Below are 23,328 nucleotides of genomic sequence, written 5' to 3'. Positions count from 1 at the left end.
ATCGCCGTATTCACAATGGGTATTGCATCAATTGCATTCGCGGGTGCAACGATGCGGTGCGCAGGTGGCGGATTGTGGCGCGATTGGCACACTCATACAGTGACGGCATGCCAGAACCACGCATCTCATGGAGTGTCCGTCCCATGTTCCAGATCCGCCGCGCCGCCGATCGCGACCAGCGCAGCCAAGGGTGGCACGAATTCCTTCACAGCTTTCCTCGGGCGTCCGGCCGGAGCGGGCCGCCGGCGTTCGGCGCGTTGCGCGAACTGAACGAGGAATGCATCGCGCCGACCCGCGGCTACGGGATGCGGCCGTACCGCGACGCGGAAATCGTCACCTACGTGATCCACGGCGCGCTCGCGCATCGCGACAGCCTCGGCAACGGGGCGATCGTGCGCGCGGGCGGCGTGCAGTGCATGAGCGCCGGCACCGGCGTCATGCTGAGCGAAACCAACGCATCGTGTGACGCGCCGTTGCGCCTGCTGCGGATCTGGCTCGCGCCGGCCGGGGCGGGTGGCCGGCCCGGCTACGGGCAGACGCGCTTTGCCGACGGCGAGAGACGCGGGCGGCTGAGGCTGGTGGCGGCGCCGAACGGTGGCGACGGTGCGCTGCCGCTCGGTGCGGACGCCCGCATCTTCGCGGGGCTGATCGACGGCGACGAGGCGGCAGCGTTCGACGTGCCGGCCGGCCGCCGCGCGTACGTGCACGTGGTGCGCGGCGACCTCGAGGTGAACGGCTGTGCGCTGGCCGCGGGCGACGGCGTGCGGATCGGCGGCGTGGACGCGGTGGCGTTCGCGCGCGGCCGGGCGGCCGAGGTGCTGCTGTTCGACGTCGCCTGAAACGAAAAAAAGGGGACGCGGGCCGGTGCCCGCGTCCCCTTCGATGCCGCTCCGCGGAGCGGCCCGCCGGCTTACTGCGCCGGTGCCGACGCGGCCTTGGCCGCGCGATGCTGCTCCCAGCGCTCCTTCATCTTCTCGTGGCGCTGTTCCATCTTCGCGAACTGCTGCTTGAGCGCCGTGCTGACCATCGTCTTCTGCTGGTCGTTCAGCCCGTTGTAGAACGTGAGCCATGCGGCGGACGTCTGCTCGCGCAGTTGCGCGTTCTGCGCCTCGGCCTGCTGGCGTGCAGAGTGCAGTGCGCTCAGGTCGAGGATCGGCTGGTTCTGCTGCGCCTTGAACTGGTCGCGCATCTGCTCGTGGCTCTTGCGCATCGCGTCACGGTTCTGCTTCATCGTGTTGACGGCCGCCTGCCAATGCTGCTCCTGCGACGCATTGAGCTTCAGCTGGTCGTGCAGTTTCATGATCGCGCCGAACGGGCCGCCTTCATGCCCGCCGTGCATCTGGTGCATGCCGGGGCCGCCCGGAGGCGGCATGTCGTCGGGCTGCGCGGCATGCGCGGTGCCGAATGCGAGAGCGAGCACGGTGGCGGCCGCGATGGCCACGCGGGAAGTCTTCTTATACATTTCAGAAACTCCTTGTATCCAAAGGGTCCGGCGATGCGGTACCGGGAAAACGGGTGCCGCATCCGGTAAGACGCAGGTTAGCGATGCGGGCCGCGGCCGGTGTTACGTGGGGCGGTGGCCGGGTTACCGCGCATTACAGTTCCCTTGCGCGGTAACCCGCAGTAACCCTTTCGTCCCTTTGTTTCGTTCTTCGACTCCGCCCTCGCGCGGTAAACTTCGAGCCATGACTACCCAGATCCTCATCGTCGACGACGACCAAGAACTCCGAGACCTGCTGCGCGACTACCTCGTGCGCCAGGGGATGGAAGTGTCCGTGCTGCACGACGCGGCGACGCTCGAGAAGCGCCTCGAGCGCGAGCGGCCCGACCTGATCGTGCTGGACCTGATGATGCCGGGCGTCGACGGCCTGACCGCGCTGCGCCAGTTGCGCGCGGCCGGCGACGACATCCCCGTGATCATGCTGACCGCGCGTGCGGACGATGTCGACCGCATCGTCGGGCTCGAGCTCGGCGCGGACGACTACCTCGGCAAGCCGTTCAACCCGCGCGAGCTGCTCGCGCGCGTGCAGGCCGTGCTGCGCCGCCGCCGCGCGACGCCGTCGGCCGCGGCGCCCGAACAGCGCGAGCCGTTCGCGTTCGGCCGCTTCGTGCTCGATTTCCAGGCGCGCACGCTGTCGGTCGACGGCAAGCCGGCCACGCTGTCGAGCAGTGAATTCGCGCTGCTGAAGATCTTCGTGAACCATGCGCTGCGCACGCTCACGCGCGAGCGGCTGCTCGAGCTGCTGCACGGGCCCGAGTACGACGGCACCGACCGCGGCATCGACGTCCAGGTGTGGCGCCTGCGCCGCATCCTCGAAACGGATCCGTCGACGCCGCGCTTCATCCAGACGGTTCGCGGGCGCGGCTACGTGTTCGTGCCCGACGGCGAGGCCCATGCGCAAACCCATTGATTCACTGTTCGGGCGGCTGGCGCTACTCGTCATCGGTGTCCTGCTCCTGTCTCACTTCGCGTGGTTTTTCGCGATGCGGCTCGAGCGCAGCCAGATGCAGACGCGTTACGCGGTCGAAGAGGCCGCGTTTCTGGTCGACGCCGTGCGCCAGCACGTCGAGCGCACGCCCGACCAGCCGTTGCCGTCGCGCGTGCGGCTCGTGGCGCCGGACAGCGCCGACGTGCCGAACGGCGATCCGTCGAGCCTGCCGGCGCCGCTCAAGCGGTTCCGCGACGACGTGAGCGAGCGGATGCCGCCCGGCACGCGTGTCGAGATCGGCGCGCCCGGCCATCCGCCGGTGCTGTGGGTGAAGGAGCCGACCGACCGCAACTGGATCGTGGTGCCGGTGCAGCCGCTGCGGCCGCCGCGCTCGCTCGACCGGATGCTGTTGTGGCTCGGCACGATCTTCTCGGCCGGCGTGATCGCCGCGCTGTTCGCGGCCCGGCAGCTGCAGCAGCCGCTGCGTTCGCTGGCACGCGCGGTCGCGCGCTTCGGCCGCGGCCAGCCGGTGCCGCCGCTGCGTGAGCGCGGCCCGCGCGAGCTGCGCCAGCTCACGCATGGCTTCAACCAGATGGTGGAACAGGTGTCGCAGGCCGAGAGCGACCGGGCGGTGATGCTGGCGGGCGTGGCGCACGACCTGCGCACGCCGCTTGCGCGGATGCGGCTGCGGGCGGAAATGATGGACGACGCCCGGTTGCGCGATGGCGTCGTGCGCGACGTCGATTCGATGTCGCACATCGTCGATCAATTCCTGGTGTTTGCGCACGGCGGGTCCGATCGCAGCGAGCCGGTGCCCGTCGATCAGGCGTGCGAGCGGATCGCGCGCAGCTATCGCGCGGTCGCGCCGAACGCGCCGACGGTGCAGACTCGGCTCGAGGCCGATCCGGGCTTCCGGCTGCCGACGGCGACGCTCGACCGGATCCTGTCGAACCTGCTGGACAACGCGCATGCGTACGGTGCGCCGCCCGTGCTCGTCGAGACGGCGCGCACGCCGGCCGGCTATGTGCTGTCCGTCAGCGACAGCGGTGGCGGGATCGCGCCGCGCGACCTCGCTGCTGCCACGCGGCCGTTCGTGCGGCTCGACCCGGCGCGCGGCGGCAACGGCCACAGCGGGCTCGGGCTCGCGATCGTCGAGCGGCTCGTACTCAGGCTGGGCGGGGCGTGCGACATCGGCAACCGTCCCGAAGGCGGCCTGCGCGTCGCGATGACGTTCCCGTTCGAGGTCGTGCCGAAGGACGAACCCCACGCACAGGCCGCATGAGCGGCTGCGGCGCCAACCCGGCCGGGCTGGCGCCGCGCGGCATCATTCGCCGAACAGCGTGCCGAGCGTCTCGGCCGCGTTGCTGTCGATGGTGTTGTAGGTCACGGTGGTGGCCTCGAAGATGTAGACGGTCGTGTACCGGCCGAGGCGCTCCAGGATTTCCTCCTGCAGCGATTCCGGCACGACGTTCATGTTCAGGTACCACGCCGTCGACGACAGCCGCGTCTGGAACGACCCGTACTCCTGCATCAGTTCGTAGAACGCGTCGGCATCCTGATCGCGACAGACGATCACCAAGTTTCCTGCCATTCCCTTTCCTCCCGCTCGTCGATCGATCCCCAGGGCTTGCTGACAGAGGGCACACGCATGCGTGGCCATCGAAACGGCCGCCACAGACCCCAAGGGCCAGCCCTGATCATACCCGCATAGTCGTATCCGGCTGGTGACGTCCGACATGGTTTGCGTGCACGTGCGGCTGGCGGGTTCCCGGGCGGGCCGGATCACGGCATAATTCGGGCCTGCATGCCGGCCGAAAGATTGCGGCCGGGCTGCTCGACCCGCGCACCCGCCAGCCGCCCGCGCGCCAGGCACGATCCGTGCGCCGCCTGCGCCGCTCCCGGACGGTTGTACCTGAAATACAGGTTGGTGTAGTGTCGTGCCGTCGCGGGCCGGCTCGTCCGGCGCGCGGCAGCGCATGCACGCACGGCGCACCGCGCTTGCGCGCGATCGTCAGTCAATCGAATTACCGCACCCGTGCGCTTTGCCATGAATCAACATCGACTGCCGGCTTCGGCCGGCCTTACCGGGGAGGGCGCCTGATGGACGTCGGATTCTTCAATCCGAACCGGACCGCCAACGCGTCCGCGTGGCGCGTCCTGCCGAACCGGTGGGATTTCATCGCGTTTCCGCTGATCATCTGCCTGATCGCGATGGCGGTCGTCGGCTTCCACGAAACGATGGCGCCGATCGGCACCCTGCAGACGCAGAAGATTTCGCTCGACCCGGCGAACCTGCCCGAATACGCGTTGCGCACCACGCTGCGGATGCTCGCCGCGATGGTCGCGTCGCTCACGTTCACGCTGATCTACGGCACGCTCGCCGCGAAAAGCCGGCGTGCCGGCATGGTGCTGATCCCGATCCTCGACATCCTGCAGTCGGTGCCGGTGCTCGGCTTCATCTCGTTTACGGTCACGTTCTTCCTCGCGCTGTTCCCGAGCCGCGTGCTCGGCGCCGAGCTCGCGGCGATCTTCGCGATCTTCACGAGCCAGGCGTGGAACATGACGTTCAGCTTCTACCAGTCGCTGCGCACGGTGCCGCGCGATCTGGACGAAGTGTCGCGGGGCTTTCATCTGACCTCCTGGCAGCGCTTCTGGAAGCTCGAAGTGCCGTTCTCGATGCCGGGGCTGATCTGGAACATGATGATGTCGATGTCGGGCGGCTGGTTCTTCGTCGTCGCGTCGGAGGCCATCACCGTCGGCAACCAGACCATCACGCTGCCGGGAGTCGGCGCGTATCTCGCGCAGGCGATCGCGGACAAGAACCTCGGCGCGGTCGGCTGGGTGATCCTCACGATGTCGGTCGTGATCCTCGCGTACGATCAGTTCCTGTTCCGCCCGCTCGTCGCGTGGGCCGACAAGTTCCGGATGGAGAACACCAGCTCGGGCAACGCGCCGGAGTCGTGGCTGCTCGACCTCGTGCGTCGCACGCGCCTGATTCATCAGCTGCTCGTGCCGGCGGGCTGGTTCTTCGCGAAAGCCGCGCGGATTCCGCTGCGCCTGCCGCTGTCGGGCGCGATGCGTTTTTCGCTGCCGCGTGTCGAGAAGAAGGCGTCACGTACGGTCGACATTGCGTGGGCGATTCTCGTGTTGATCGGCACGGCCTATGTCGTGTGGCGCGTGGTCAGCTTCGTGTCGACCGGCGTGACGCTGGCCGAGGTCGGCCACGTGCTCGTGCTCGGGCTCATCACGCTGCTGCGCGTGGCCGTGCTGATCGCGATTGCGTCGCTGATCTGGGTGCCGGTCGGCGTGTGGATCGGGCTGCGCCCGAGGCTGGCCGAGAAGCTGCAGCCGCTCGCGCAGTTCCTCGCGGCGTTCCCGGCGAACCTGCTGTTCCCGGCGTTCGTGATCGTGATCGCGCGCTTCCACCTGAACGCCGACATCTGGCTGTCGCCGCTGATCGTGCTCGGCACGCAGTGGTATATCCTGTTCAACGTGATTGCTGGCGCGACGTCCTACCCGAACGACTATCGCGAAGCGGCGACGAACTTCCGTATCCGTGGCTGGCAGTGGTGGCGGCAGGCGATCCTGCCCGGCATCTTCCCGTACTACGTGACCGGCGCGATCACCGCCTCGGGCGGCGCTTGGAACGCGAGCATCGTGTCGGAAGCCGTGCAGTGGGGCAATACCAAGATCGAGGCGCACGGCCTCGGTGCCTATATCGCGCAGACCACCGCCGCCGGCGATTTTCCGAAGATCATCCTGGGCATCGCCGTGATGTCCCTGTTCGTCACCCTGTTCAACCGCCTGCTGTGGCGGCCGCTGTATGCCTTCGCCGAAGCGAAGCTGCGGCTCGACTGAGACCGATTGAGAGCGAAACGCGATGCACAATCCGAATGCTGTAAACGCCCCCGTCCAGACGAACCAACCGCCGCGCCTTGGTGAGGAAATCCTGCGCGTCGATCATGTCTGTCGCGGCTTCAACAAGACGCAGGGCGAATTGCTCGTGCTCGACGATGCGAACCTGTCGCTGCGCGAGGGCGAGATCGTCGGCCTGCTCGGCCGTTCCGGCTCGGGCAAGTCGACGCTGTTGCGCATCATCGCAGGGCTGATCGAGCCGACCGGCGGGGAAGTGACCTATCTCGGCAAGCCGCTGACCGGCCCCGCCGAAGGCGTCGCGATGGTGTTCCAGACCTTCGCGCTGTTCCCGTGGCTCACCGTGCTGCAGAACGTGGAAGCGGGCCTCGAGGCGCTCGGCGTCGGCGCGCGCGAGCGCCGCGAGCGCGCGCTGGCCGCGATCGACCTGATCGGTCTCGACGGTTTCGAGAACGCGTACCCGCGCGAGCTGTCGGGCGGCATGCGCCAGCGCGTCGGCTTCGCGCGTGCGCTCGTCGTCGACCCCACGATCCTGCTGATGGACGAGCCGTTCTCCGCACTCGACGTGCTGACGGCCGAGACGCTGCGTACCGACCTGCTCGATCTCTGGACGCAAGGCCGGATGCCGATCAAGTCGGTGCTGATCGTCACGCACAACATCGAGGAAGCGGTGTTCATGTGCGACCGGATTCTCGTGTTGTCGTCGAACCCGGGCCGCGTGATCGCCGAAATCAAGGTGCCGTTCAAGCATCCGCGCAACCGGCTCGACCCGGCGTTCCGCAAGCTCGTCGACGACATCTACGCGAAGATGACGGCCCGCCAGACCGGCGAAGCGACGAAGAAGGGGCTGGAGCTCGGCAGCTGGCTGCCGCAGGTGTCGACCAACCTGATGGCCGGCCTGATCGAGACGCTTGCGATGGCGCCGTACCACGGCCGTGCGGACATGCCGGAAATCGCGCGTACGCTGCATCTGGAAGTCGACGATCTGTTCCCGATCGCCGAAGTGCTGCAGTACCTCGGCTTCGCGGACGTGCGGGAAGGGGACGTGTTCCTGACGCCGCCGGGGCGCGTGTTTGCGGAATTCGGCACGCAGGAGCGCAAGCTGATGTTCGCGGATCACCTGCTGAAGCACGTGCCGCTCGCGGCGCGGATCAAGAAGGTGCTGAACGAGCGCCCGGGCCATCGCGCGCCGCGCGTGCGCTTCGAGCAGGAGCTGGAGGATTTCCTGTCGGACGGCGCCGCCGAGGAGACGCTCGACGCGGTGATCGACTGGGGCCGTTATGGCGAGATCTTCTCGTACAACGACCAGACCGAGATTTTCAGCCTCGAGGACGTCGAGTCCTGATCGACGTGCCGGGCTGTACAGCCCGGCTTGTGCGTATGCGCCGCGCGTCATGCGCGGCGTATCGCACGGTTACTGCAGATTCCCCCACCGGTCGACCGCCGGTTCCGCCGACGCCCACTTCCAGTGCGCGCCCTGCTGGCACGCATTCGCGAAATACCAGTCGGCCTTGTCGCCGTCTTTCACCGAGAACGCAAATTCCTTGCAGATCGCGAGCGCCGACGCGTACGCGCGCGTGACGCGAACTTCGCCTTCGCCGTTTTCCAGCGGCAGCGTGTTCTTCACCTTCCACGGCTTCACTTCGCCGACGGCCAGGCTGCCGGCCGTCTTCGCGATCGCGTCTTGCTGGTTCTGATGGAGCTGCTTCATCGTGCGGTTGACGGCTTCGTCGGTCGCGGCCTGCACGGCAATCCCGACACCCACGCCGACCGCCGGGTTCGCGGTGACGAGGCCCGTCGCCGCGCCGGCGAGCGCGCCGCTCGCCGCGCCGACCGACCCGCAGCCCGACAGCGTGGCCGTCGCCGCGCACAGCGCGCCGATGGCCGCGATACGGAGCGCGATGCTCATTGCAATGCGCCCCAGCGTTCGGTCGCCGGCTCGGCCGACGCCCATTTCCACACGGGGCCGTCGCGGCAGATCGTGGCGACGTAGAACGCCGATTGCGCCGGCTTGTCGGGCTTCGCGGCCGTATCGACCGCGAACACGATTTCCTTGCAGTCGAGCGGGCCGATGCTGATCATCCGGCTGACCGTCACGCGACCCTGCTCATCGTCCTCGATCGGGAACGAGTGGTGCGTCGACCACGGCGCGACGCCGCCCACGTCGAGCGGGCCCGCCGCCTTCGCGATCTGTTCCTGGGTGTAACGGTGCGCGACGCGCTGCGAGTACTGGACGCCCGCCCGCGCGCCGGCGACGGCGCCGAGGCCGATGCCCGTCGCAACGGCGGCGTTGTTGGTGACCTTGGAGGCGATCGCGGCGCCCGCGATACCGGCGCCGGCTGTCGCGCCCTCGCTGTACAGCGAGTTGCAGCCGGACAGCAGTGCGGCCGTGGCGATCACGGCCAGCACGACGCGCGCCGGCGTGGCCCGGCGCGGCGATTCGAAACGAATGTTCATCCCTGAGTGCAAGTCCTGTCTGGGTGAGCGGCGTCGCATGCACGCCGTCATGCCGCGTCATTGTTTCGCAATTGTCATAGGAAAATTGCAAAGCTTTGACAAATCGCCGTGCGGCAGGCCGCGTGCGCGCGGGCGGCGTTATTGTCGAATGGATGAGCGCCGAGGGGTCGAAACGTTACAAATTGAAGGTAATTGTTACCTTCGGATGCGATCAGGCGACCTAGACTGTTTTGCTATGGAATGTTTCTACGACGGCCTCGAGCCGCGCCGCATATGAGACACCCAGCCATGCGCCGTTCGAAACAGTTGTCACACCGGCCGCCTGACGCGGCGGCCGACCATCCGGAAGACCGCCCGCGTCCGCAGGCCGACGCGCCATCGGCACCGCCTGCGGGCGCGCCGGACGAGACGCCGTCGGACGGCGATCACAACCAGGGTGGCGCTCGCCCGGAAGGGCTCGACTATCAACGCGACCTCGGTCAGGAGCAGGACGCCTGATGCGGTCGTCGCCGCATTCCATCGCCGTATTTCATTGCAATTCTCGGAACTGAGTCGCCGCGCGGCCGCCTTCGGGCCGCCGCGCCTGCTTGGGCGCGCGTCGCGCGCCAGCCAATCGAATCGAGGAGGGGAAATCGCATGAGCAGATTGATCGTGGTATCGAATCGTGTCGCCGCCGGCGAGGACACGCGCCCGAGCGCGGGCGGCCTGGCCGTCGGCGTGATGGACGCACTGAAGGAAACGGGCGGCGTCTGGTTCGGCTGGAACGGCGAGATCGTCGACGCACCCGACACCGAGCCCGCAATCCAGCGGGACGGCAACGTCACCTACGCGACGGTCGGGCTGACCCGGCGCGACTACGACCAGTACTATCGCGGCTTCTCGAATGCGACGCTGTGGCCGGTGTTCCATTACCGCGGCGATCTCGCGCGCTTCGACCGCCAGGAGTACGCGGGCTATCTGCGCGTGAACGCGATGCTCGCAAAGCAGCTCGCCGCATTGCTGCGCCCCGACGACCTGATCTGGGTGCACGACTATCACCTGTTGCCGTTCGCGCATTACCTGCGCGAACTCGGCGTGAAGAACCCGATCGGTTTCTTCCTGCACATTCCGTTTCCGTCACCCGACATGCTGCGTCTCGTGCCGCCGCACGAGGAGCTCGTGAAGTTCATGTGCGCGTACGACGTCGCGGGCTTCCAGACCGAGGCCGACAAACAGGCGTTTACCGACTACATCGAGCGGCGCGGGATCGGCGCGGCGAGCGACGACGGGATGCTGCACGCGCATGGCCGCGTCGTGAAGGTCGCCGCTTATCCGATCGGCGTGCATCCCGACGCGATCGCGCAGGCGGCCGTCCAGTACGGCACGCGCAAGCCGGTGAAGATGCTGCGCGAGGCGCTCGACGGCCGCAAGCTGGTGATGAGCGTCGACCGCCTCGATTATTCGAAGGGGCTCGTCGAACGCTTCCAGTCGTTCGAGCGGATGCTCGCGAACGCGCCGGGCTGGCAGGGGCGCGTGTCGCTCCTGCAGATCGCACCGCCGACGCGTTCCGACGTGAAGACCTATCAGGACATTCGCGAAACGCTCGAGGGCGAGGCCGGTCGCATCAACGGCCGCTTCTCGCAGCTCGACTGGACGCCGATCCAGTACCTGAACCGCAAGTACGAGCGCAACCTGCTGATGGCGTTCTTCCGGATGTCGCAGGTGGGCTACGTGACGCCGCTGCGCGACGGGATGAATCTCGTCGCGAAGGAGTACGTCGCGTCGCAGGATCCGGCCGATCCGGGCGTGCTCGTGCTGTCGGAGTTCGCGGGCGCGGCAGCCGAGTTGACCGGCGCGCTCCTCGTCAATCCGTACGACCTGTCGCAGATGGCCGAGGCGCTCGAGCGCGCGCTGTCGATGCCGCTCGCCGAGCGGCAGGCGCGCCACGAGGAAAACCTCGCACGGCTGCGCGCGAACGACCTGTCGGTCTGGCGCGATACGTTCGTCGCCGATTTGCGCAGTGTCGCGGCGGCCGCGTCGGTCACGCGGCGCGCGGGCCGGCGGGTTGCGCATGCGTGAGTTGGGACCGGCGCCCGGCGTGGAGGACGACGCTACCCGCCGCTTCTTCGTCGTGACCGGTGGCCCGGGGTCGGGCAAGAGCACGTTGCTCGACGCGCTCGAGCGCGCCGGTTTCGCGCGCTCGCAGGAAGCAGGGCGCGGAGTGATCCGCGACCAGATGGCGATCGACGGCCAGGCGTTGCCGTGGCGGGACCCGGCGGCGTTCGCCGAGCTGATGCTGAGCTGGGAGATGCGCTCATACGATCTCGCACGCCGCGCGCGCGGGCCCGTGTTCTTCGATCGAGGCGTGCCGGACGTGATCGGCTATCTGCGCCTGACAGGGCTCGCGGTGCCCGCGCATGCGGAAGCCTCGGCTCGCCGTTTCCGCTACCACCGGCGCGTGTTCATCGCGCCGCCGTGGCCGGACATCTACGCGCAGGACACCGAGCGCCGGCAGGATTTCGCGGAAGCCGTGCGCACGTACGACGCGATGGTCGAGTGCTACACGTCATACGGCTATCGGCTGATCGAACTGCCGCGCGAGAGTGTGAAGACGCGCGTGCGCTTCGTGCTGGACGCGCTCGACGCGGCATGATGCCCGGCCACGCACGCGGTGCGCGGCGGCGTCAGGTCGCCGTGTCCGGCTGTGGCGACGTGATGCGCAGCATGCTGACGACCGCGGCCACCGCCGCGAATGCCGCCGCGACATAGAGTGCAATCGTCGGCCCGCGATCGGGCACGAGCCCGAAAATCAATGCGACGAGCGCGGCGCCGAGCGTCTGCCCGGTCAGCCGCGCGGTGCTCAGCATGCCGCCCGCGCCGCCGCTGCGTTCGCGCGGCGCCGACGACAGCATCGCGCGGTTGTTCGGCGACTGGAACAACCCGAAGCCCGCCCCGCACAGCGCCATCCGCCACACGATGTCGACGGTGCCTGGATGCGCGCCGATCGTCGCGAGCGACAGCAGCCCGGCCGCGAACAGCGCGAGCCCGATCCCGCCGAGGATGCCGGCCGAATAGCGATCCGACAGCACGCCCGCGAGCGGCGCGGCGAACACGATCACGAGCGGCCACGGCGTCATGTACAGGCCCGTCTCGACCTGCGAGAAGCCGAGCGAGTTCTGCAGCCAGAACGGCAGCGCGACGAACGCGAGCATCTGCGACGTGAACGACGCCGTCGACGTATAGACCGACAGCGCGAACATCGGGATGCGCATCAGGTCGACCGGCAAGAGCGGCGCCGGCTGCGACAGCTGGCGCTTCACGAAGAAGTAGCCGACGACTAACGCGACGGCCAGCTCGGCCGCGACGTACGCATGGGCCTCGCCGTGGCCGAGCCCGTCCACGGCCGTGATCAGCAGCCCGAACACGCATGCGTTCATCAGCGCGCTCGCGAAATCGTACGGCGCGTCGTGCAGCGGGTTGGCCGGCAGCGCACGCAGGCTGCCGAATACCGCGGCGATACCGATCGGCACGTTGACCGCGAACAGCCACGGCCACGAGGCGAACGACAGGATCGCGGACGCGACCGTCGGCCCGATCGCCGACGACAGCGCCACCACCATCGCATTGATCGACAGCCCGCGCCCGAGCATCGACGACGGGTAGATCATCCGCACGAGCGCCGCGTTGACGCTCATGATGCCGGCCGCGCCGAAGCCCTGGATCACGCGCATCACGGCCAGCATCGGCAGCGAGCCGGCGAGCGCGCAGCCGAGCGACGCCGCGGTGAACAGCGCGAGCCCGGCAATGTAGATGCGGCGATAGCCGATGCGCTCGCCGAGCGACGCGAGCGGCAGCAGCGTGATCGTGACCGCGAGCTGGTACGCGTTGACGATCCAGATCGACGCGGCGTCGGATGCGTGCAGGTCGCGTGCGATCGTCGGCAGCGCGACGTTCGCGATGGCGCCGTCGAGCACGGCGAGCGTGATGCCCAGTGCGACGCAGACGATCGCCCAGTAGCGTTGCGGAAGCGGCAGGCCGGTATCGGCGTTCATGGCGGGAGCAGAGGCGTGGTTGTCCGCGCGCCCGGTTGCCGGTTGCGTGCGCAACCATGCGCAAGGGTGGAGGCGGCGATGAGCGGCCCGGCCGGCGCAACTGCACCGGAGCGGGGCCGATCGAGTGTATCACCGGGCCGCGTCGCGCGATGCCGGCACTCAGCCTTCGAAGTCGAGGCCGCCGAGCCGCACGAGCGGGTCGGCCTGCGTGCGCGACAGGAGATCGATGTCGCGCGCGCTCTGCCATGCACCCAGCTTTTTCGGCAGCGCGGCGAGGTAGTGCTCGAAGCGCTGCGGGCCGTCCGGCTCCATCAGCCGCTCGATTTCGTCGGTGTCCCAGGTGAGCTCGAGGTTCAGCGGATGGTCGAAGCCGCTGACGTGCTCGTGCGGCGCGCTGCGGATCTGCACGCGCGTCGGGTGCCCGTGGCCGCCATACGGGACGACGTCGGTCAGCACGTGTTCGGCGAAGAAGGCGGCGATGGCCTGTGCGATGCGCGGGGCGAATTCGGTATCGAAACGGCGGGCGGTTTCGGGCTGCATGACGGCGTCTCCTGTATGCCGAAAATCGTAGCACGGCGACCGCGTATTTCGATGGGCGTGATGCCGGTAATCGCGCGTTACCACTTGCTGCATCTATTACGGCCGCAAGCCGCCACAATGCATCGCATCCAGTACCACTTCGCGTGGGAGTCCATCATGAAAAAAATTGCCGCAGTGTGTGTCCTTGCCGGTTCGCTTGCCGTGGCAGGCCCGGCGTCCGCGCATGGCCGCGACGGTGGCGCCGTCATCGGCGCCTTGATCGGCGGCGCGGTGCTCGGCGCGATCGTGACGTCCGCGATGAATCCGCCCGTCGCGTACCAGGCGCCCGCGTACCAGGCGCCGGCCTATCAGCCGCCGACGTACTACCAGGCGCCGGCATACCAGCAGCCTGCGTATCCGACCTATCAGCAGGCGCAGTACCAGGACGACGGCCCGAACTATTGCTACGACCGCTACCAGCGCGCGTATGTGTGCGGCGCTCCCGTGTCGGGTGGCTACGCTCAGCCTGCCGGCTGGTGAGCAGGCTGACCAGCGAAGCGTGAGCGGGCGGCGATGGCGCCGTTCGCTTCACCGCACCGAACGACAAAAGGCCCTCGCTTCGTGCGAGGGCCTTCGTCTTTTGTGCGGTCGTCCGTTTTTTTGCACGACGCGTCGGCCGTCGACGGGCACTACGCGGATACAAACGGTTGCAAATGCGCGTCAGTGACGATGGCCGCCGCCTCCGCCACCATCGTTCCAGTCGCCACCGCGGTGTCCGCCGCCGCGCCCCCAGCCGTTGCCGCGGTTGCCGCGGTCGCCGTCCCAGCGATGGTAGTCGCGCCGGCCGCGATCCCAGTCGCGCCCGCCGCCACCGCCCCAGATATTGACCGTGCCGTACACGGGCGATGGCGCGTACGCGTAGCCTGGATCGGAATAGTAGGGCTGCCCGTAACCGTAGCCGTATCCGGCGTCCGGGGCGACGACGCAGCCGGCCAGCAAGGTCGCGACGCCGGCGGCAGCAATGAGCTTCAGCATGATGTTCTCCTTGGTTCCCGTATAAGTACCGCGCAAGGGGATTGCCAGCTGTTTGCAATTGTGTCGTCAAATTACGGCGCCGTAAGCTCATGCGACGGAAGTGTTAGCATCCGGAGCTCATTTTGTTTTTCCAGGAGTACATCGATGAAATTCGCGATCCGGGCCGCACTGGCCGCCTTCTGCGTGACGACAGCCGCCGCCTGCGTGGCGGGGCCCGCTTCCGCGCCCGCCGTGACGGCCGAGTCGATCAAGATGTTTCCGCAGGCAGCGGCCGGCCAGCAGCGCGTCGTGATCGCGCTGCCCGCGCTCGAGAGCGAAGGCGATGCGCGCGTCGAACTGATGATCGGCAAGACGCTGCAGACCGACTGCAACCAGCAATGGTTCGGCGGCGAGCTGACTGCCGAGGACGTGAAGGGCTGGGGCTATACGTACTACCAGCTCACCGACGTGAAGGGGCCGGCATCGACGCTGATGGCATGCCCGGGCCAGGCGCCGCAGCAACGGTTCGTGCAGGTGCGCGGCGACGGCCAGCTGCTGCGCTACAACAGCCGCCTGCCGCTCGTCGTCTATGTGCCGGAAGGCTTCGAGGTGCGCTATCGCGTGTGGCATGCGTCGAAGGACGTGCAGCACGCGGCGAAGCAGTAACGTTGCGGCGCGGCCGCGCGTGGCGGCGTCCTGCCGCTACGCGCCGCTCGCGCCATTCTTGCCGACGAGCGCTGGCCACGCGGCCAGCGCGGCTTGCGCGACGGCCTCCAGATCGCGACGGCTCGCACCGTCGCGTGCCTGGATCGACATTCCCTGCTGGACCGTGACGTAGTACCGCGCGATTGCGTCGAGGTTCGCTTGCGCGGCGATCTCGCCGGTCGCGACCCCTTGCCTGAGGCGCGCGCGCAGGTTCTCCACCGTGCGCTCGCGCATCGCGATCAGCGTTTGCCGGACCGTATCGGAACGCTCGGCCGGATGCAGTGCCGACAGCACGATCAGGCAGCCGGCCGGCTTCGACCGCCGCGTGAACACACGGGCGGTATCCATCAGGTAGCTCCGTACGGCGTCGTGCGCGCTGCCGGCCTGTTCTACGCCCCCCCAGATTTCCCGTCCTTCCGTTGCGCTGTAATGCTCGAGCGCCAGCCGGAACAACGCTTCCTTGCTGCCGAACGCCGCATACAGGCTCGGCGACGCGATGCCCATCGCGGCCGTCAGGTCGGCCATCGACGCGCCTTCGTAGCCGAGGCGCCAGAACACCTCCATTGCGCGATCCAGCGCCGCTTCCTTGTCGAAGCTTCTCGGTCGGCCCCGTTCAGCCATTGCGTCCGTCCCTTCGTCGATTTCTGTATCGATCGATAAATTAAATCAATTGACTGTGTCGCGCAACTTGCCACATTCTGTGTCGGTCGTTACATAAATAAGGAAAGGAACCGACATGAACCGACTTCAGGGCAAGCGTGCACTCATCACGGGCGGCAGCCGCGGCATCGGTGCGGCGATCGCGAAACGGCTGGCGGCCGATGGCGCGGACGTCGCGATTACCTATGAGAAATCGGCGGAGCGGGCGCAGGCCGTCGTCGCCGGCATCGAGGCGCTCGGCCGTCGCGCCGTTGCGATCCAGGCCGACAGCGCCGATCCGGTGGCCGTACGCGACGCGGTCGATCGTGCGGCGGAGGCGTTCGGCGGCCTCGACATTCTCGTCAACAACGCGGGGATTTTCCGGGCCGGCGCGCTGGACGACCTCACGCTCGACGATATCGACGCGACGCTGAACGTGAACGTGCGCGCGGTGATCGTCGCGTCGCAGGCGGCGGCGCGGCATCTCGGGGAGGGCGGGCGCATCGTGTCGACCGGGAGTTGCCTTGCCACGCGCGTGCCCGATGCGGGGATGAGCCTCTATGCGGCGAGCAAGGCCGCGCTGATCGGCTGGACGCAGGGGCTCGCGCGCGATCTCGGTTCGCGCGGCATCACGGTCAATATCGTGCATCCGGGGTCGACGGATACCGACATGAACCCGGCCGACGGCGAACACGCCGGTGCGCAGCGTTCGCGGATGGCGATCCCGCAGTACGGCAAGGCCGAGGACGTCGCGGCGCTCGTCGCGTTCGTCGTCGGGCCGGAAGGGCGGTCGATCAATGGCACCGGGTTGACGATCGATGGTGGTGCGAACGCGTGAGTGCGTGAATGCCGACGCCCGGCGTGATTTCTCGACCGGGCGGTGTTGCGTTCGTTATCGGCAGCCGAGCCGGTGATGTTCGGTTTCGAGATCGGCGCGCTTGTCGTAAGCGCGCAGTTCGTTGCGTGGCTTGCCGTCCGGGCCCATCCCGCGCACGATCTTCTGGCCGCGGTCGGGGGCGTGCTTGACGGCGTCGATCCCGGCGGTCAGTTCACGGCAGTGTGAATCGGGCGAGGGGGGGGCCGCGTGCGGCGCTGCTGCGTTCGTGATGTTGGCGATGCCAGGGCTGACGTAGCGCTGCTTCGCGGGGGCGGTGAGGGTGTCGGCGGCGTTTGCCGAGCCGGTCATGGCTGAAAGCGCGGCGAGTGCCGCGATCGCTCGAATCATTGCGGGAGTCCGGATGCTGAAGAAGGTTCGGAATTCTACGCAATGGGTGGCGCGGGGCCGCGGCGATCGGGCGGGATGCGATCGTGTGTCGCAGGGGGCGTCGGAGGCTGAATGTTCGTCGCTCGGGATGTGATGCTGGCAGGCTTCGAGCACGCAGTAGTGCGTGCGCAAAGCTAGAAGCCCGCTTGCTTTCGCAGAGCGGGCTTCGGTATTGGTTGCGGGGGTAGGATTTGAACCTACGACCTTCGGGTTATGAGCCCGACGAGCTGCCAGACTGCTCCACCCCGCGGCGCGAAGTGTACTAGGGCTGATGTGGAGAGTCAATCGATTGGTGATTTACGTCGAATGGAGTCGGCGGCTCACCGGCAGGCTCGGCACGCTTCGAGAAGGGTGAACTGCCCACGAAAGCCCAAACTTGGCCGATCGACAACGGTGGGTAGATCGTCAACAATCACGAATCGCTCACCACGCCGTGAAGAGCCAGTGTTTGAATGAGAAAAATAACGGAGTAAGTTCGAATGAGTTTTCACACCCAGGTTTGGGTTCATCCGTTCGATGGCGAGCCGTTGAATGTTGCCAGTGTCCGCGAGGAACTCTTGAAGTTTCTTGACGAATATTCGCTAAGCCACGACGTATTGACCAACCTCACCGAAGCATGTGGTTCGGCTCTCCCAACTTCAACTCTGTTCTATCTGAACAGTATGGCGATCGTCATGCTGTTCGACAAATTGGCTTCATGCCTACCGAATGCGTCGTTCGCAGTAAAGGGTTCTGGCGAGGATCACCGCGATATATGGGTGCGAGAGTATGCCGACGGAGTAGCCAATTTTGAAGCCGGACCGTTCGACGAGTAGGCCGGCGGCGGTCCAACATCGTCGCGCTTGGGGCTTGGCTGGTCCCCCCGACAGGAATCGAACCTGTATCTAGCGCTTAGGAGGCGCTTGTTCTATCCATTGAACTACGGGGAGAGCCATGTCCGGGCGACACGCGCGAAAAAACGCGAACCGGACGGCAGTGTGGACAGCGCGCAGAGTATAGCAAACGCGCGGCGCGTCGGCGGGGCGGAATACGCGCCGACGCGCGTGATCGCGCAATCAGCCGCGATCGGAAATCAGCGCGTCAGCGAATCAGAAATCGACGACGACGAAATCTTCCTTGCCCACGTCGCACAACGGGCAGCGCCAGTCGGCGGGAATGTCGGCGAAACGGGTGCCGGGCGCGATGCCTTCGTCGGGCAGCCCTTCCGCTTCGTTGTAGACCCACCCGCAAATCAGGCAGACCCAGCTCTGGTATTCGGTTACTTCGCTCATGTAGCGCTCGGGAAAATGGAAATTCGGTAATGCCGTCCGCAGCCTGGCCGGCGAACGAAAGGCGCAATGGTACCGGAATTTCGTCGAACGGCTCTGCAACGTCGTTTTAAACGTACGCATCGCGAACAACGCAACCGAAACGCGTATGCCGTTCGTGCGGTGTATGCTTCCGAGGCTGTCCAATCATAAGGAGAATGCGATGCTGAACAGAAAGTGGATCGCAGGTGCGCTGTGTGTGGCGGCGATGGCCGTGTCGACGATGGCGCGGGCCGAGGCGCGCGTGTATTTCGAAGCGCCGAGCGAAGGCGCGACGGTGTCGAACCCGGTGCATGTGAAGTTCGGGCTCGAAGGAATGGAGCTTCGACCGGCCGGCGACAACACGCCGAACACTGGCCATCATCACCTGCTGATCGACGGCCGGCCGATTCCGAAGGGCGACGTGATTCCCGCGAGCGAGCGTTCGCTGCACTTCGGCAAGGCGCAGACCGAAACCGACATCAATCTGCCGCCCGGCCAGCACACGCTGACGCTGCAGTTGGGCGACGGCATACACCGCTCGTACGGTCCCGAATTGAGCTCGACGATCACGATCAACGTGAAGTAACTGCGTGTGCCGCGTACGGGCGCCCGAGGCGTCCGGTGCGGGAGGGGCGATCGGCCGGTTGCAGGCATCCGGCCGACGTTGGCCCTTTCGCTCGGAATTCGCGGCCGGCGTCCGCTATCGGAAGCCGGCCGCACCCGGCGCGCCATCGCATCGCGTCGCTTCGCGTCGATGGCCGCCTGCCAGCCGTCAAATGCAGGTTCCAACCCGCCTCCCGACCCGTTTGCCGGCCTTGTCCGTCCGGCCATGCCGGTAACGCCGCCCGCGACCGGTACAATGGGCGCTTCCGATTCCTCTCTTCGCCGTCTCCCCATGTCGCTCTATTCCATATCCGGCGCGCAGCTCGCGTTCGGTCACGTCGCGTTGCTCGATCACGCGGATTTCTCGCTGGAAGCCGGCGAGCGCGTCGGCCTGATCGGCCGAAACGGCGCGGGCAAGTCGTCGCTGCTGAAGATCGTCGCCGGGCTCGCGAAGCCCGACGACGGGCTCGTCACGCGCCAGCAGGAACTCGTGACCGTCTACGTGCCGCAGGAGCCCGAATTCGAGCCGGGCGCGACGGTGTTCGATGCCGTCGCATCGGGGCTTGCGCACACGCGCGAACTGCTCGAAGAGTACGATTCGATCGCGCACCGCCTCGCGGATATCCCCGAAGGCGCCGAACACGATGCGCTGCTCGCGCGGATGAACGCGCTGCAGTCGTCGCTCGATGCGCACGACGCGTGGAGCTGGCGCACGCGCGTGTCGATGACGCTCGCGCAGATCGGCCTGGCGGACGTCGATGCACCCGTCGATGCGTTGTCGGGCGGGATGCAGAAGCGCGTCGCGCTGGCGCGCGCGCTGGTGCTGCAGCCCGACGTGCTGCTGCTCGACGAACCGACCAACCACCTCGACTTCGACGGCATCCGCTGGCTGGAAGAGCTGCTCGTCGCGCAGCGCGCGGGCCTGCTGTTCATCACGCACGATCGCGCGTTCCTCGACCGCGTCGCGACGCGCATCGTCGATCTCGATCGCGGCCGGCTGCTGTCGTACCCGGGCAATTTTTCCGCGTACCAGACGCGCAAGGCCCAGCAGCTCGAAATTGAGCGCGTGGAAAACGAGAAGTTCGACAAGCTGCTCGCGCAGGAAGAAGTGTGGATCCGCAAGGGCGTCGAGGCACGCCGCACGCGCAGCGTCGGCCGCATCGCGCGGCTCGTGCAGATGCGCAACGAACGCGCGGAGCGCCGCAACACGCTGGGCAACGTGAAGCTGGATGTCGCGCAGGGCGAGAAGTCCGGCAAGATCGTCGCGGAACTGACCGACGTGACGAAGCGCTACGGCGGCCGCGCGGTCGTCGATCGTTTCTCGACGACAGTGATGCGTGGCGACAAGATCGGCTTCATCGGCCCGAACGGCGCCGGCAAGACGACGCTGCTCAAGCTGATTCTCGGCGAACTGAAGCCCGACGAAGGCACGGTGCGCATCGGCACGAACCTGCAGGTCGCGTATTTCGACCAGATGCGTGCGCAGCTCGACCAGGAAAAGAGCCTCGCGGATACCATCAGCCCCGGCAGCGAATGGGTCGAGATCGGCGGCGTGCGCAAGCACGTGATGAGCTACCTCGGCGATTTCCTGTTCGCGCCGGAACGTGCGCGTTCGCCGGTGAAGTCGCTGTCGGGCGGCGAACGCAACCGGCTGCTGCTCGCGCGCCTGTTCGCGCGTCCGGCCAACGTGCTGGTGCTCGACGAACCGACCAACGACCTCGACATCCAGACGCTCGAACTGCTCGAGGAACTGCTGGCCGACTACGACGGCACGGTGCTGCTCGTCAGCCACGATCGTGCGTTCCTCGACAACGTCGTGACGTCGGTGATCGCGGCCGAGGGTGACGGCAAGTGGCGCGAATACGTCGGCGGCTTCACCGACTGGCAGATCCAGAGTGCGCGCGCCGATCAGCTCGCGCAGCAGGAAGCCGCGAAGCGCGCGGTCAAGGAAGCCGCGCCCGTCAAGGAAGATTCGGCGAAAAGCGCTGCGGGCCGCAACGCGCAACGCACGGTCAAGCTGTCGTTCAACGAGCAGCGCGAGCTCGATTCGCTGCCGGAGAAGATCGCCGCGCTCGAAGAGGAGCAGAAGACGATCAACGCGCGGCTCGAAGACGGTTCGATTTTCGCGAAGGATCCGCAGGAAGGCACGCGCCTGACCGAGCGGTTCGCGGCGATCGACGACGAATTGCTCGAAGCGCTCGAACGGTGGGAAACGCTCGAGGCGAAGCGCAAGCCCGCGTAAAACGCAGGCGCGTCGCGCGGCCGGCGGCCGCCGCGCGCGATTCCGCGATTGGCGTGCCACGCGGAACCAGTAAAATACCGCGCGTCCCGGGCAGCGCAGCGCACGCCGCGCGCCCGCTTTCGGAGCAGTCCAAGCACACCGTTGTTTCGATTCGCTTTTTTACGGAACTCAACGTTTTGTCCACGACGTTATCCACACCAGGTGTGGACAACGTCCCGATGAATGACGAAATTCAGCGCCTATGTCAACGAAGAAACCCAGCGCGGCCTATAGCGAAGCATCGATCAAGGTGCTAAAGGGTCTCGAGCCGGTCAAGCAGCGCCCCGGCATGTACACCCGTACCGAGAATCCGCTGCACATCATCCAGGAAGTCATCGACAACGCGTCCGACGAGGCGCTCGGCGGCTACGGCAAGCAGATCACGGTCACGCTGCACGCCGACCAGTCGGTCTCGGTCGAGGACGACGGCCGCGGCATCCCGTTCGGCATGCACCCGGAAGAGGGCGTGCCGGTCGTCGAGATCGTATTCACGCGCCTGCACGCGGGCGGCAAGTTCGACAAGGCCGCGGGCGGCGCCTACACGTTCTCGGGCGGCCTGCACGGCGTCGGCGTGTCGGTGACGAACGCGCTCGCGACGCGCCTCGACGTGACGGTCTGGCGCGACGGCAAGATCGCGGAGCTCGGCTTCGCCGAAGGCGATGTCGTCAAGCCGCTCACGACGCAGGGCGCGGGCCGCGGCGAGAAGAAATCCGGCACGCGCGTGCAGGTGTGGCCGAATCCGAAGTATTTCGATTCGCCGAACCTGCCGCTCGGCGAACTGCAGCGCCTGCTGCGCTCGAAGGCCGTGCTGCTGCCGGGCGTCGAGGTCGTGCTCGTCAACGAGAAGTCGGGCGAGCGCCAGACGTGGAAATATGAAGACGGCCTGCGCGGCTACCTGCTCGACGAGATGAACGGCAGCGAGTTGCTGATCCCGCTGTTCGAAGGCGAGCGCTTCGCCGATTCGCGTTCGGGCGACGACACCTTTGCCGAAGGCGAGGGTGCGTCGTGGGTCGTCGCATGGAGCGAGGAAGGCTCGCTCGTGCGCGAGTCGTACGTGAACCTGATCCCGACGCCGGCCGGCGGCACGCACGAATCCGGCCTGCGCGACGGTCTCTACCAGGCGGTGAAAAGCTTCGTCGAACTGCACAACCTGCAGCCGAAGGGCGTGAAGCTGCTCGCGGAAGACGTGTTCGCGCGCGTGTCGTTCGTGCTGTCCGCGAAGGTGCTCGATCCGCAGTTCCAGGGGCAGATCAAGGAACGCCTGAACAGCCGCGACGCGGTGAAGCTCGTGTCGTCGTTCTCGCGCCCTGCGCTCGAGCTGTGGCTGAACCAGCACGTCGAGCACGGCAAGAAGCTCGCCGAGCTCGTGATCAAGCAGGCGCAGGCGCGCACGCGAGCGGGCCAGAAGGTCGAGAAGCGCAAGAGCTCGGGCGTCGCGGTGCTGCCCGGCAAGCTGACCGACTGCGAGACGGAAGATATCGCGCGCAACGAGCTGTTCCTGGTCGAGGGCGACTCGGCAGGCGGCTCCGCGAAGATGGGCCGCGACAAGGAGTACCAGGCGATCCTGCCGCTGCGCGGCAAGGTGCTGAACACGTGGGAAACCGAGCGCGACCGCCTGTTCGCGAACAACGAGGTGCACGACATCTCGGTCGCGATCGGCGTCGATCCGCACAGCCCGGATGAAAGCGTCGACCTGTCGAACCTGCGCTACGGCAAGATCTGCATCCTGTCGGATGCGGACGTCGACGGCTCGCACATCCAGGTGCTGCTGCTCACGCTGTTCTTCAAGCACTTCCCGCAACTGATCGAGCGTGGCCATGTGTGCGTCGCGCGCCCGCCGTTGTTCCGCGTCGACGCGCCCGCGCGCGGCAAGAAGGCCGCGCAGAAGCTCTATGCACTCGACGAAGGCGAACTCGAGGCGATCCTCGACAAGCTGCGCAAGGAAGGCGTGCGCGAGACGCAATGGAGCATCAGCCGCTTCAAGGGTCTCGGCGAAATGAGCGCCGAGCAGCTGTGGGATACGACGATGAACCCCGACACGCGCCGCCTGATGCCGGTGAAGCTCGGCGAGCTCGACTACGAGGCGACCGTCGCACGGATGACGATGCTGATGGGCAAGGGCGAGGCAGCCGCGCGGCGCGGCTGGCTCGAGGAAAAGGGCAACGACGTCGAAGCGGACATCTAAGCCGAACACCTGCGCGGCCGGGCATGACTCCCGGCCCGG

At 67.0% G+C, this 23,328-nt stretch carries 25 protein-coding genes and 2 tRNA genes; 15 read left to right on the top strand and 12 right to left on the bottom strand.

Going from position 1 to position 23,328, the window contains the following annotated elements; translation table 11 throughout:
• Positions 1-143: 143 nt before the first annotated feature.
• Positions 144-839, top strand: a complete 696-nt coding sequence (locus tag LXE91_RS00870; RefSeq protein ID WP_039368526.1) for a pirin family protein — start codon at positions 144-146, stop codon at positions 837-839.
• Positions 840-910: 71 nt separating this feature from the next.
• Here LXE91_RS00870 and LXE91_RS00865 read toward each other — a convergent pair whose 3' ends face one another.
• The gene (locus tag LXE91_RS00865) at positions 911-1,462 is read right to left on the bottom strand and encodes a Spy/CpxP family protein refolding chaperone (protein WP_039368523.1); all 552 of its coding nucleotides are present in this window, start codon (positions 1,460-1,462) and stop codon (positions 911-913) included.
• Between the two features lie 223 nt (positions 1,463-1,685).
• On the opposite strand from LXE91_RS00865, the gene LXE91_RS00860 reads away from it, so the two are divergent.
• A complete protein-coding gene (locus LXE91_RS00860) occupies positions 1,686-2,411 on the top strand; it encodes a response regulator (RefSeq protein ID WP_009693256.1) in 726 nt (241 codons plus the stop codon).
• Entirely contained in the window at positions 2,395-3,711 is a 1,317-nt protein-coding gene (locus tag LXE91_RS00855) for an ATP-binding protein (protein WP_278068104.1), read from the top strand. Before LXE91_RS00860 ends, LXE91_RS00855 begins: the two co-directional genes overlap by 17 nt.
• Positions 3,712-3,753: 42 nt before the next feature.
• Here the strand turns inward: LXE91_RS00855 and LXE91_RS00850 are convergent, their stop codons facing one another.
• Complete coding sequence (locus LXE91_RS00850) at positions 3,754-4,020, bottom strand: double-stranded DNA-specific endonuclease (RefSeq protein WP_011545926.1); 267 nt, start codon at positions 4,018-4,020, stop codon at positions 3,754-3,756.
• Positions 4,021-4,529: 509 nt separating this feature from the next.
• Here LXE91_RS00850 and LXE91_RS00845 point away from each other — a divergent pair.
• Both LXE91_RS00845 and LXE91_RS00840 read left to right on the top strand, forming a co-directional pair.
• Positions 4,530-6,287 (top strand): ABC transporter permease, encoded by a 1,758-nt coding sequence (locus LXE91_RS00845; RefSeq protein WP_039368513.1) that lies wholly within the window; start codon positions 4,530-4,532, stop codon positions 6,285-6,287.
• A 22-nt stretch (positions 6,288-6,309) separates the two neighbouring features.
• Entirely contained in the window at positions 6,310-7,647 is a 1,338-nt protein-coding gene (locus tag LXE91_RS00840) for an ABC transporter ATP-binding protein (RefSeq protein ID WP_039368511.1), read from the top strand.
• Positions 7,648-7,716: 69 nt separating this feature from the next.
• On the opposite strand, the gene LXE91_RS00835 is transcribed toward LXE91_RS00840, so the two are convergent.
• Together LXE91_RS00835 and LXE91_RS00830 are read right to left on the bottom strand one after the other, a co-directional pair.
• Entirely contained in the window at positions 7,717-8,211 is a 495-nt protein-coding gene (locus tag LXE91_RS00835) for a hypothetical protein (RefSeq protein WP_039368509.1), read from the bottom strand.
• Positions 8,208-8,759 (bottom strand): hypothetical protein, encoded by a 552-nt coding sequence (locus LXE91_RS00830; protein ID WP_046196936.1) that lies wholly within the window; start codon positions 8,757-8,759, stop codon positions 8,208-8,210. Before LXE91_RS00830 ends, LXE91_RS00835 begins: the two co-directional genes overlap by 4 nt.
• A gap of 288 nt (positions 8,760-9,047) precedes the next feature.
• Here LXE91_RS00830 and LXE91_RS00825 point away from each other — a divergent pair, with 288 nt between their 5' ends.
• The 3 genes from LXE91_RS00825 (at position 9,048) to LXE91_RS00815 (ending at position 11,391) form a co-directional block, all read left to right on the top strand.
• On the top strand, positions 9,048-9,257 hold the full coding sequence (locus LXE91_RS00825) for a hypothetical protein (protein WP_039368505.1): 210 nt from the start codon (positions 9,048-9,050) through the stop codon (positions 9,255-9,257).
• A 138-nt stretch (positions 9,258-9,395) separates the two neighbouring features.
• On the top strand, positions 9,396-10,817 hold the full coding sequence (gene otsA / locus LXE91_RS00820) for an alpha,alpha-trehalose-phosphate synthase (UDP-forming) (protein WP_039368502.1): 1,422 nt from the start codon (positions 9,396-9,398) through the stop codon (positions 10,815-10,817).
• Positions 10,810-11,391 (top strand): AAA family ATPase, encoded by a 582-nt coding sequence (locus tag LXE91_RS00815; RefSeq protein ID WP_039368607.1) that lies wholly within the window; start codon positions 10,810-10,812, stop codon positions 11,389-11,391. The genes otsA and LXE91_RS00815 overlap by 8 nt, the downstream gene beginning before the upstream one ends.
• Before the next feature lie 31 nt (positions 11,392-11,422).
• Here LXE91_RS00815 and LXE91_RS00810 read toward each other — a convergent pair whose 3' ends face one another.
• Positions 11,423-12,790, bottom strand: a complete 1,368-nt coding sequence (locus LXE91_RS00810; RefSeq protein WP_039368499.1) for an MFS transporter — start codon at positions 12,788-12,790, stop codon at positions 11,423-11,425.
• 159 nt (positions 12,791-12,949) lie between these two features.
• Positions 12,950-13,330, bottom strand: coding sequence for a DUF5594 family protein (locus LXE91_RS00805; RefSeq protein ID WP_039368496.1), 381 nt, complete (start codon positions 13,328-13,330; stop codon positions 12,950-12,952).
• Positions 13,331-13,447: 117 nt separating this feature from the next.
• Between LXE91_RS00805 and LXE91_RS00800 the strand changes: the two genes are divergently transcribed.
• Positions 13,448-13,849: a hypothetical protein gene (locus LXE91_RS00800; RefSeq protein ID WP_011352835.1), complete on the top strand. Its 402-nt coding sequence runs from the start codon at positions 13,448-13,450 to the stop codon at positions 13,847-13,849.
• Positions 13,850-14,029: 180 nt separating this feature from the next.
• On the opposite strand, the gene LXE91_RS00795 is transcribed toward LXE91_RS00800, so the two are convergent.
• Positions 14,030-14,344, bottom strand: coding sequence for a hypothetical protein (locus LXE91_RS00795; RefSeq protein ID WP_039368492.1), 315 nt, complete (start codon positions 14,342-14,344; stop codon positions 14,030-14,032).
• 144 nt (positions 14,345-14,488) lie between these two features.
• On the opposite strand from LXE91_RS00795, the gene eco reads away from it, so the two are divergent.
• Complete coding sequence (gene eco / locus LXE91_RS00790; protein WP_039368489.1) at positions 14,489-14,989, top strand: serine protease inhibitor ecotin; 501 nt, start codon at positions 14,489-14,491, stop codon at positions 14,987-14,989.
• 36 nt (positions 14,990-15,025) lie between these two features.
• On the opposite strand, the gene LXE91_RS00785 is transcribed toward eco, so the two are convergent.
• Positions 15,026-15,649, bottom strand: a complete 624-nt coding sequence (locus tag LXE91_RS00785) for a TetR/AcrR family transcriptional regulator (RefSeq protein ID WP_039368486.1) — start codon at positions 15,647-15,649, stop codon at positions 15,026-15,028.
• Between the two features lie 115 nt (positions 15,650-15,764).
• Between LXE91_RS00785 and LXE91_RS00780 the strand changes: the two genes are divergently transcribed.
• Entirely contained in the window at positions 15,765-16,505 is a 741-nt protein-coding gene (locus LXE91_RS00780; protein ID WP_046196935.1) for an SDR family NAD(P)-dependent oxidoreductase, read from the top strand.
• Between the two features lie 54 nt (positions 16,506-16,559).
• Here the strand turns inward: LXE91_RS00780 and LXE91_RS00775 are convergent, their stop codons facing one another.
• Entirely contained in the window at positions 16,560-16,853 is a 294-nt protein-coding gene (locus LXE91_RS00775; RefSeq protein ID WP_076841640.1) for a hypothetical protein, read from the bottom strand.
• A gap of 251 nt (positions 16,854-17,104) precedes the next feature.
• Positions 17,105-17,181 (bottom strand) — tRNA-Met (locus tag LXE91_RS00770).
• A gap of 229 nt (positions 17,182-17,410) precedes the next feature.
• Between LXE91_RS00770 and LXE91_RS00765 the strand changes: the two genes are divergently transcribed.
• Positions 17,411-17,746 carry a hypothetical protein gene (locus LXE91_RS00765; protein ID WP_046196934.1) on the top strand — a complete coding sequence of 112 codons (336 nt, stop codon included), beginning with the start codon at positions 17,411-17,413 and terminating at the stop codon, positions 17,744-17,746.
• A 39-nt stretch (positions 17,747-17,785) separates the two neighbouring features.
• Here the strand turns inward: LXE91_RS00765 and LXE91_RS00760 are convergent.
• A tRNA-Arg gene (locus LXE91_RS00760) sits at positions 17,786-17,860 on the bottom strand.
• Between the two features lie 159 nt (positions 17,861-18,019).
• Complete coding sequence (locus tag LXE91_RS00755; RefSeq protein ID WP_006398668.1) at positions 18,020-18,202, bottom strand: rubredoxin; 183 nt, start codon at positions 18,200-18,202, stop codon at positions 18,020-18,022.
• Between the two features lie 199 nt (positions 18,203-18,401).
• Here LXE91_RS00755 and LXE91_RS00750 point away from each other — a divergent pair, with 199 nt between their 5' ends.
• From LXE91_RS00750 to parE, 3 genes are all read left to right on the top strand, one after another.
• Entirely contained in the window at positions 18,402-18,806 is a 405-nt protein-coding gene (locus LXE91_RS00750; protein ID WP_039370331.1) for a DUF4399 domain-containing protein, read from the top strand.
• Positions 18,807-19,115: 309 nt separating this feature from the next.
• Entirely contained in the window at positions 19,116-21,065 is a 1,950-nt protein-coding gene (locus LXE91_RS00745; RefSeq protein WP_039370334.1) for an ATP-binding cassette domain-containing protein, read from the top strand.
• 241 nt (positions 21,066-21,306) lie between these two features.
• A complete protein-coding gene (parE, locus tag LXE91_RS00740) occupies positions 21,307-23,289 on the top strand; it encodes a DNA topoisomerase IV subunit B (protein ID WP_039370338.1) in 1,983 nt (660 codons plus the stop codon).
• The last annotated feature ends 39 nt before the right edge of the window (positions 23,290-23,328 follow it).

Source organism: Burkholderia contaminans (genome assembly GCF_029633825.1).
In the GTDB taxonomy this organism is placed as follows: Bacteria; Pseudomonadota; Gammaproteobacteria; order Burkholderiales; family Burkholderiaceae; genus Burkholderia; species Burkholderia contaminans.
Note: the sequence above shows the minus strand (reverse complement) of the source record. Positions and strands in the feature narration are given on the sequence as shown.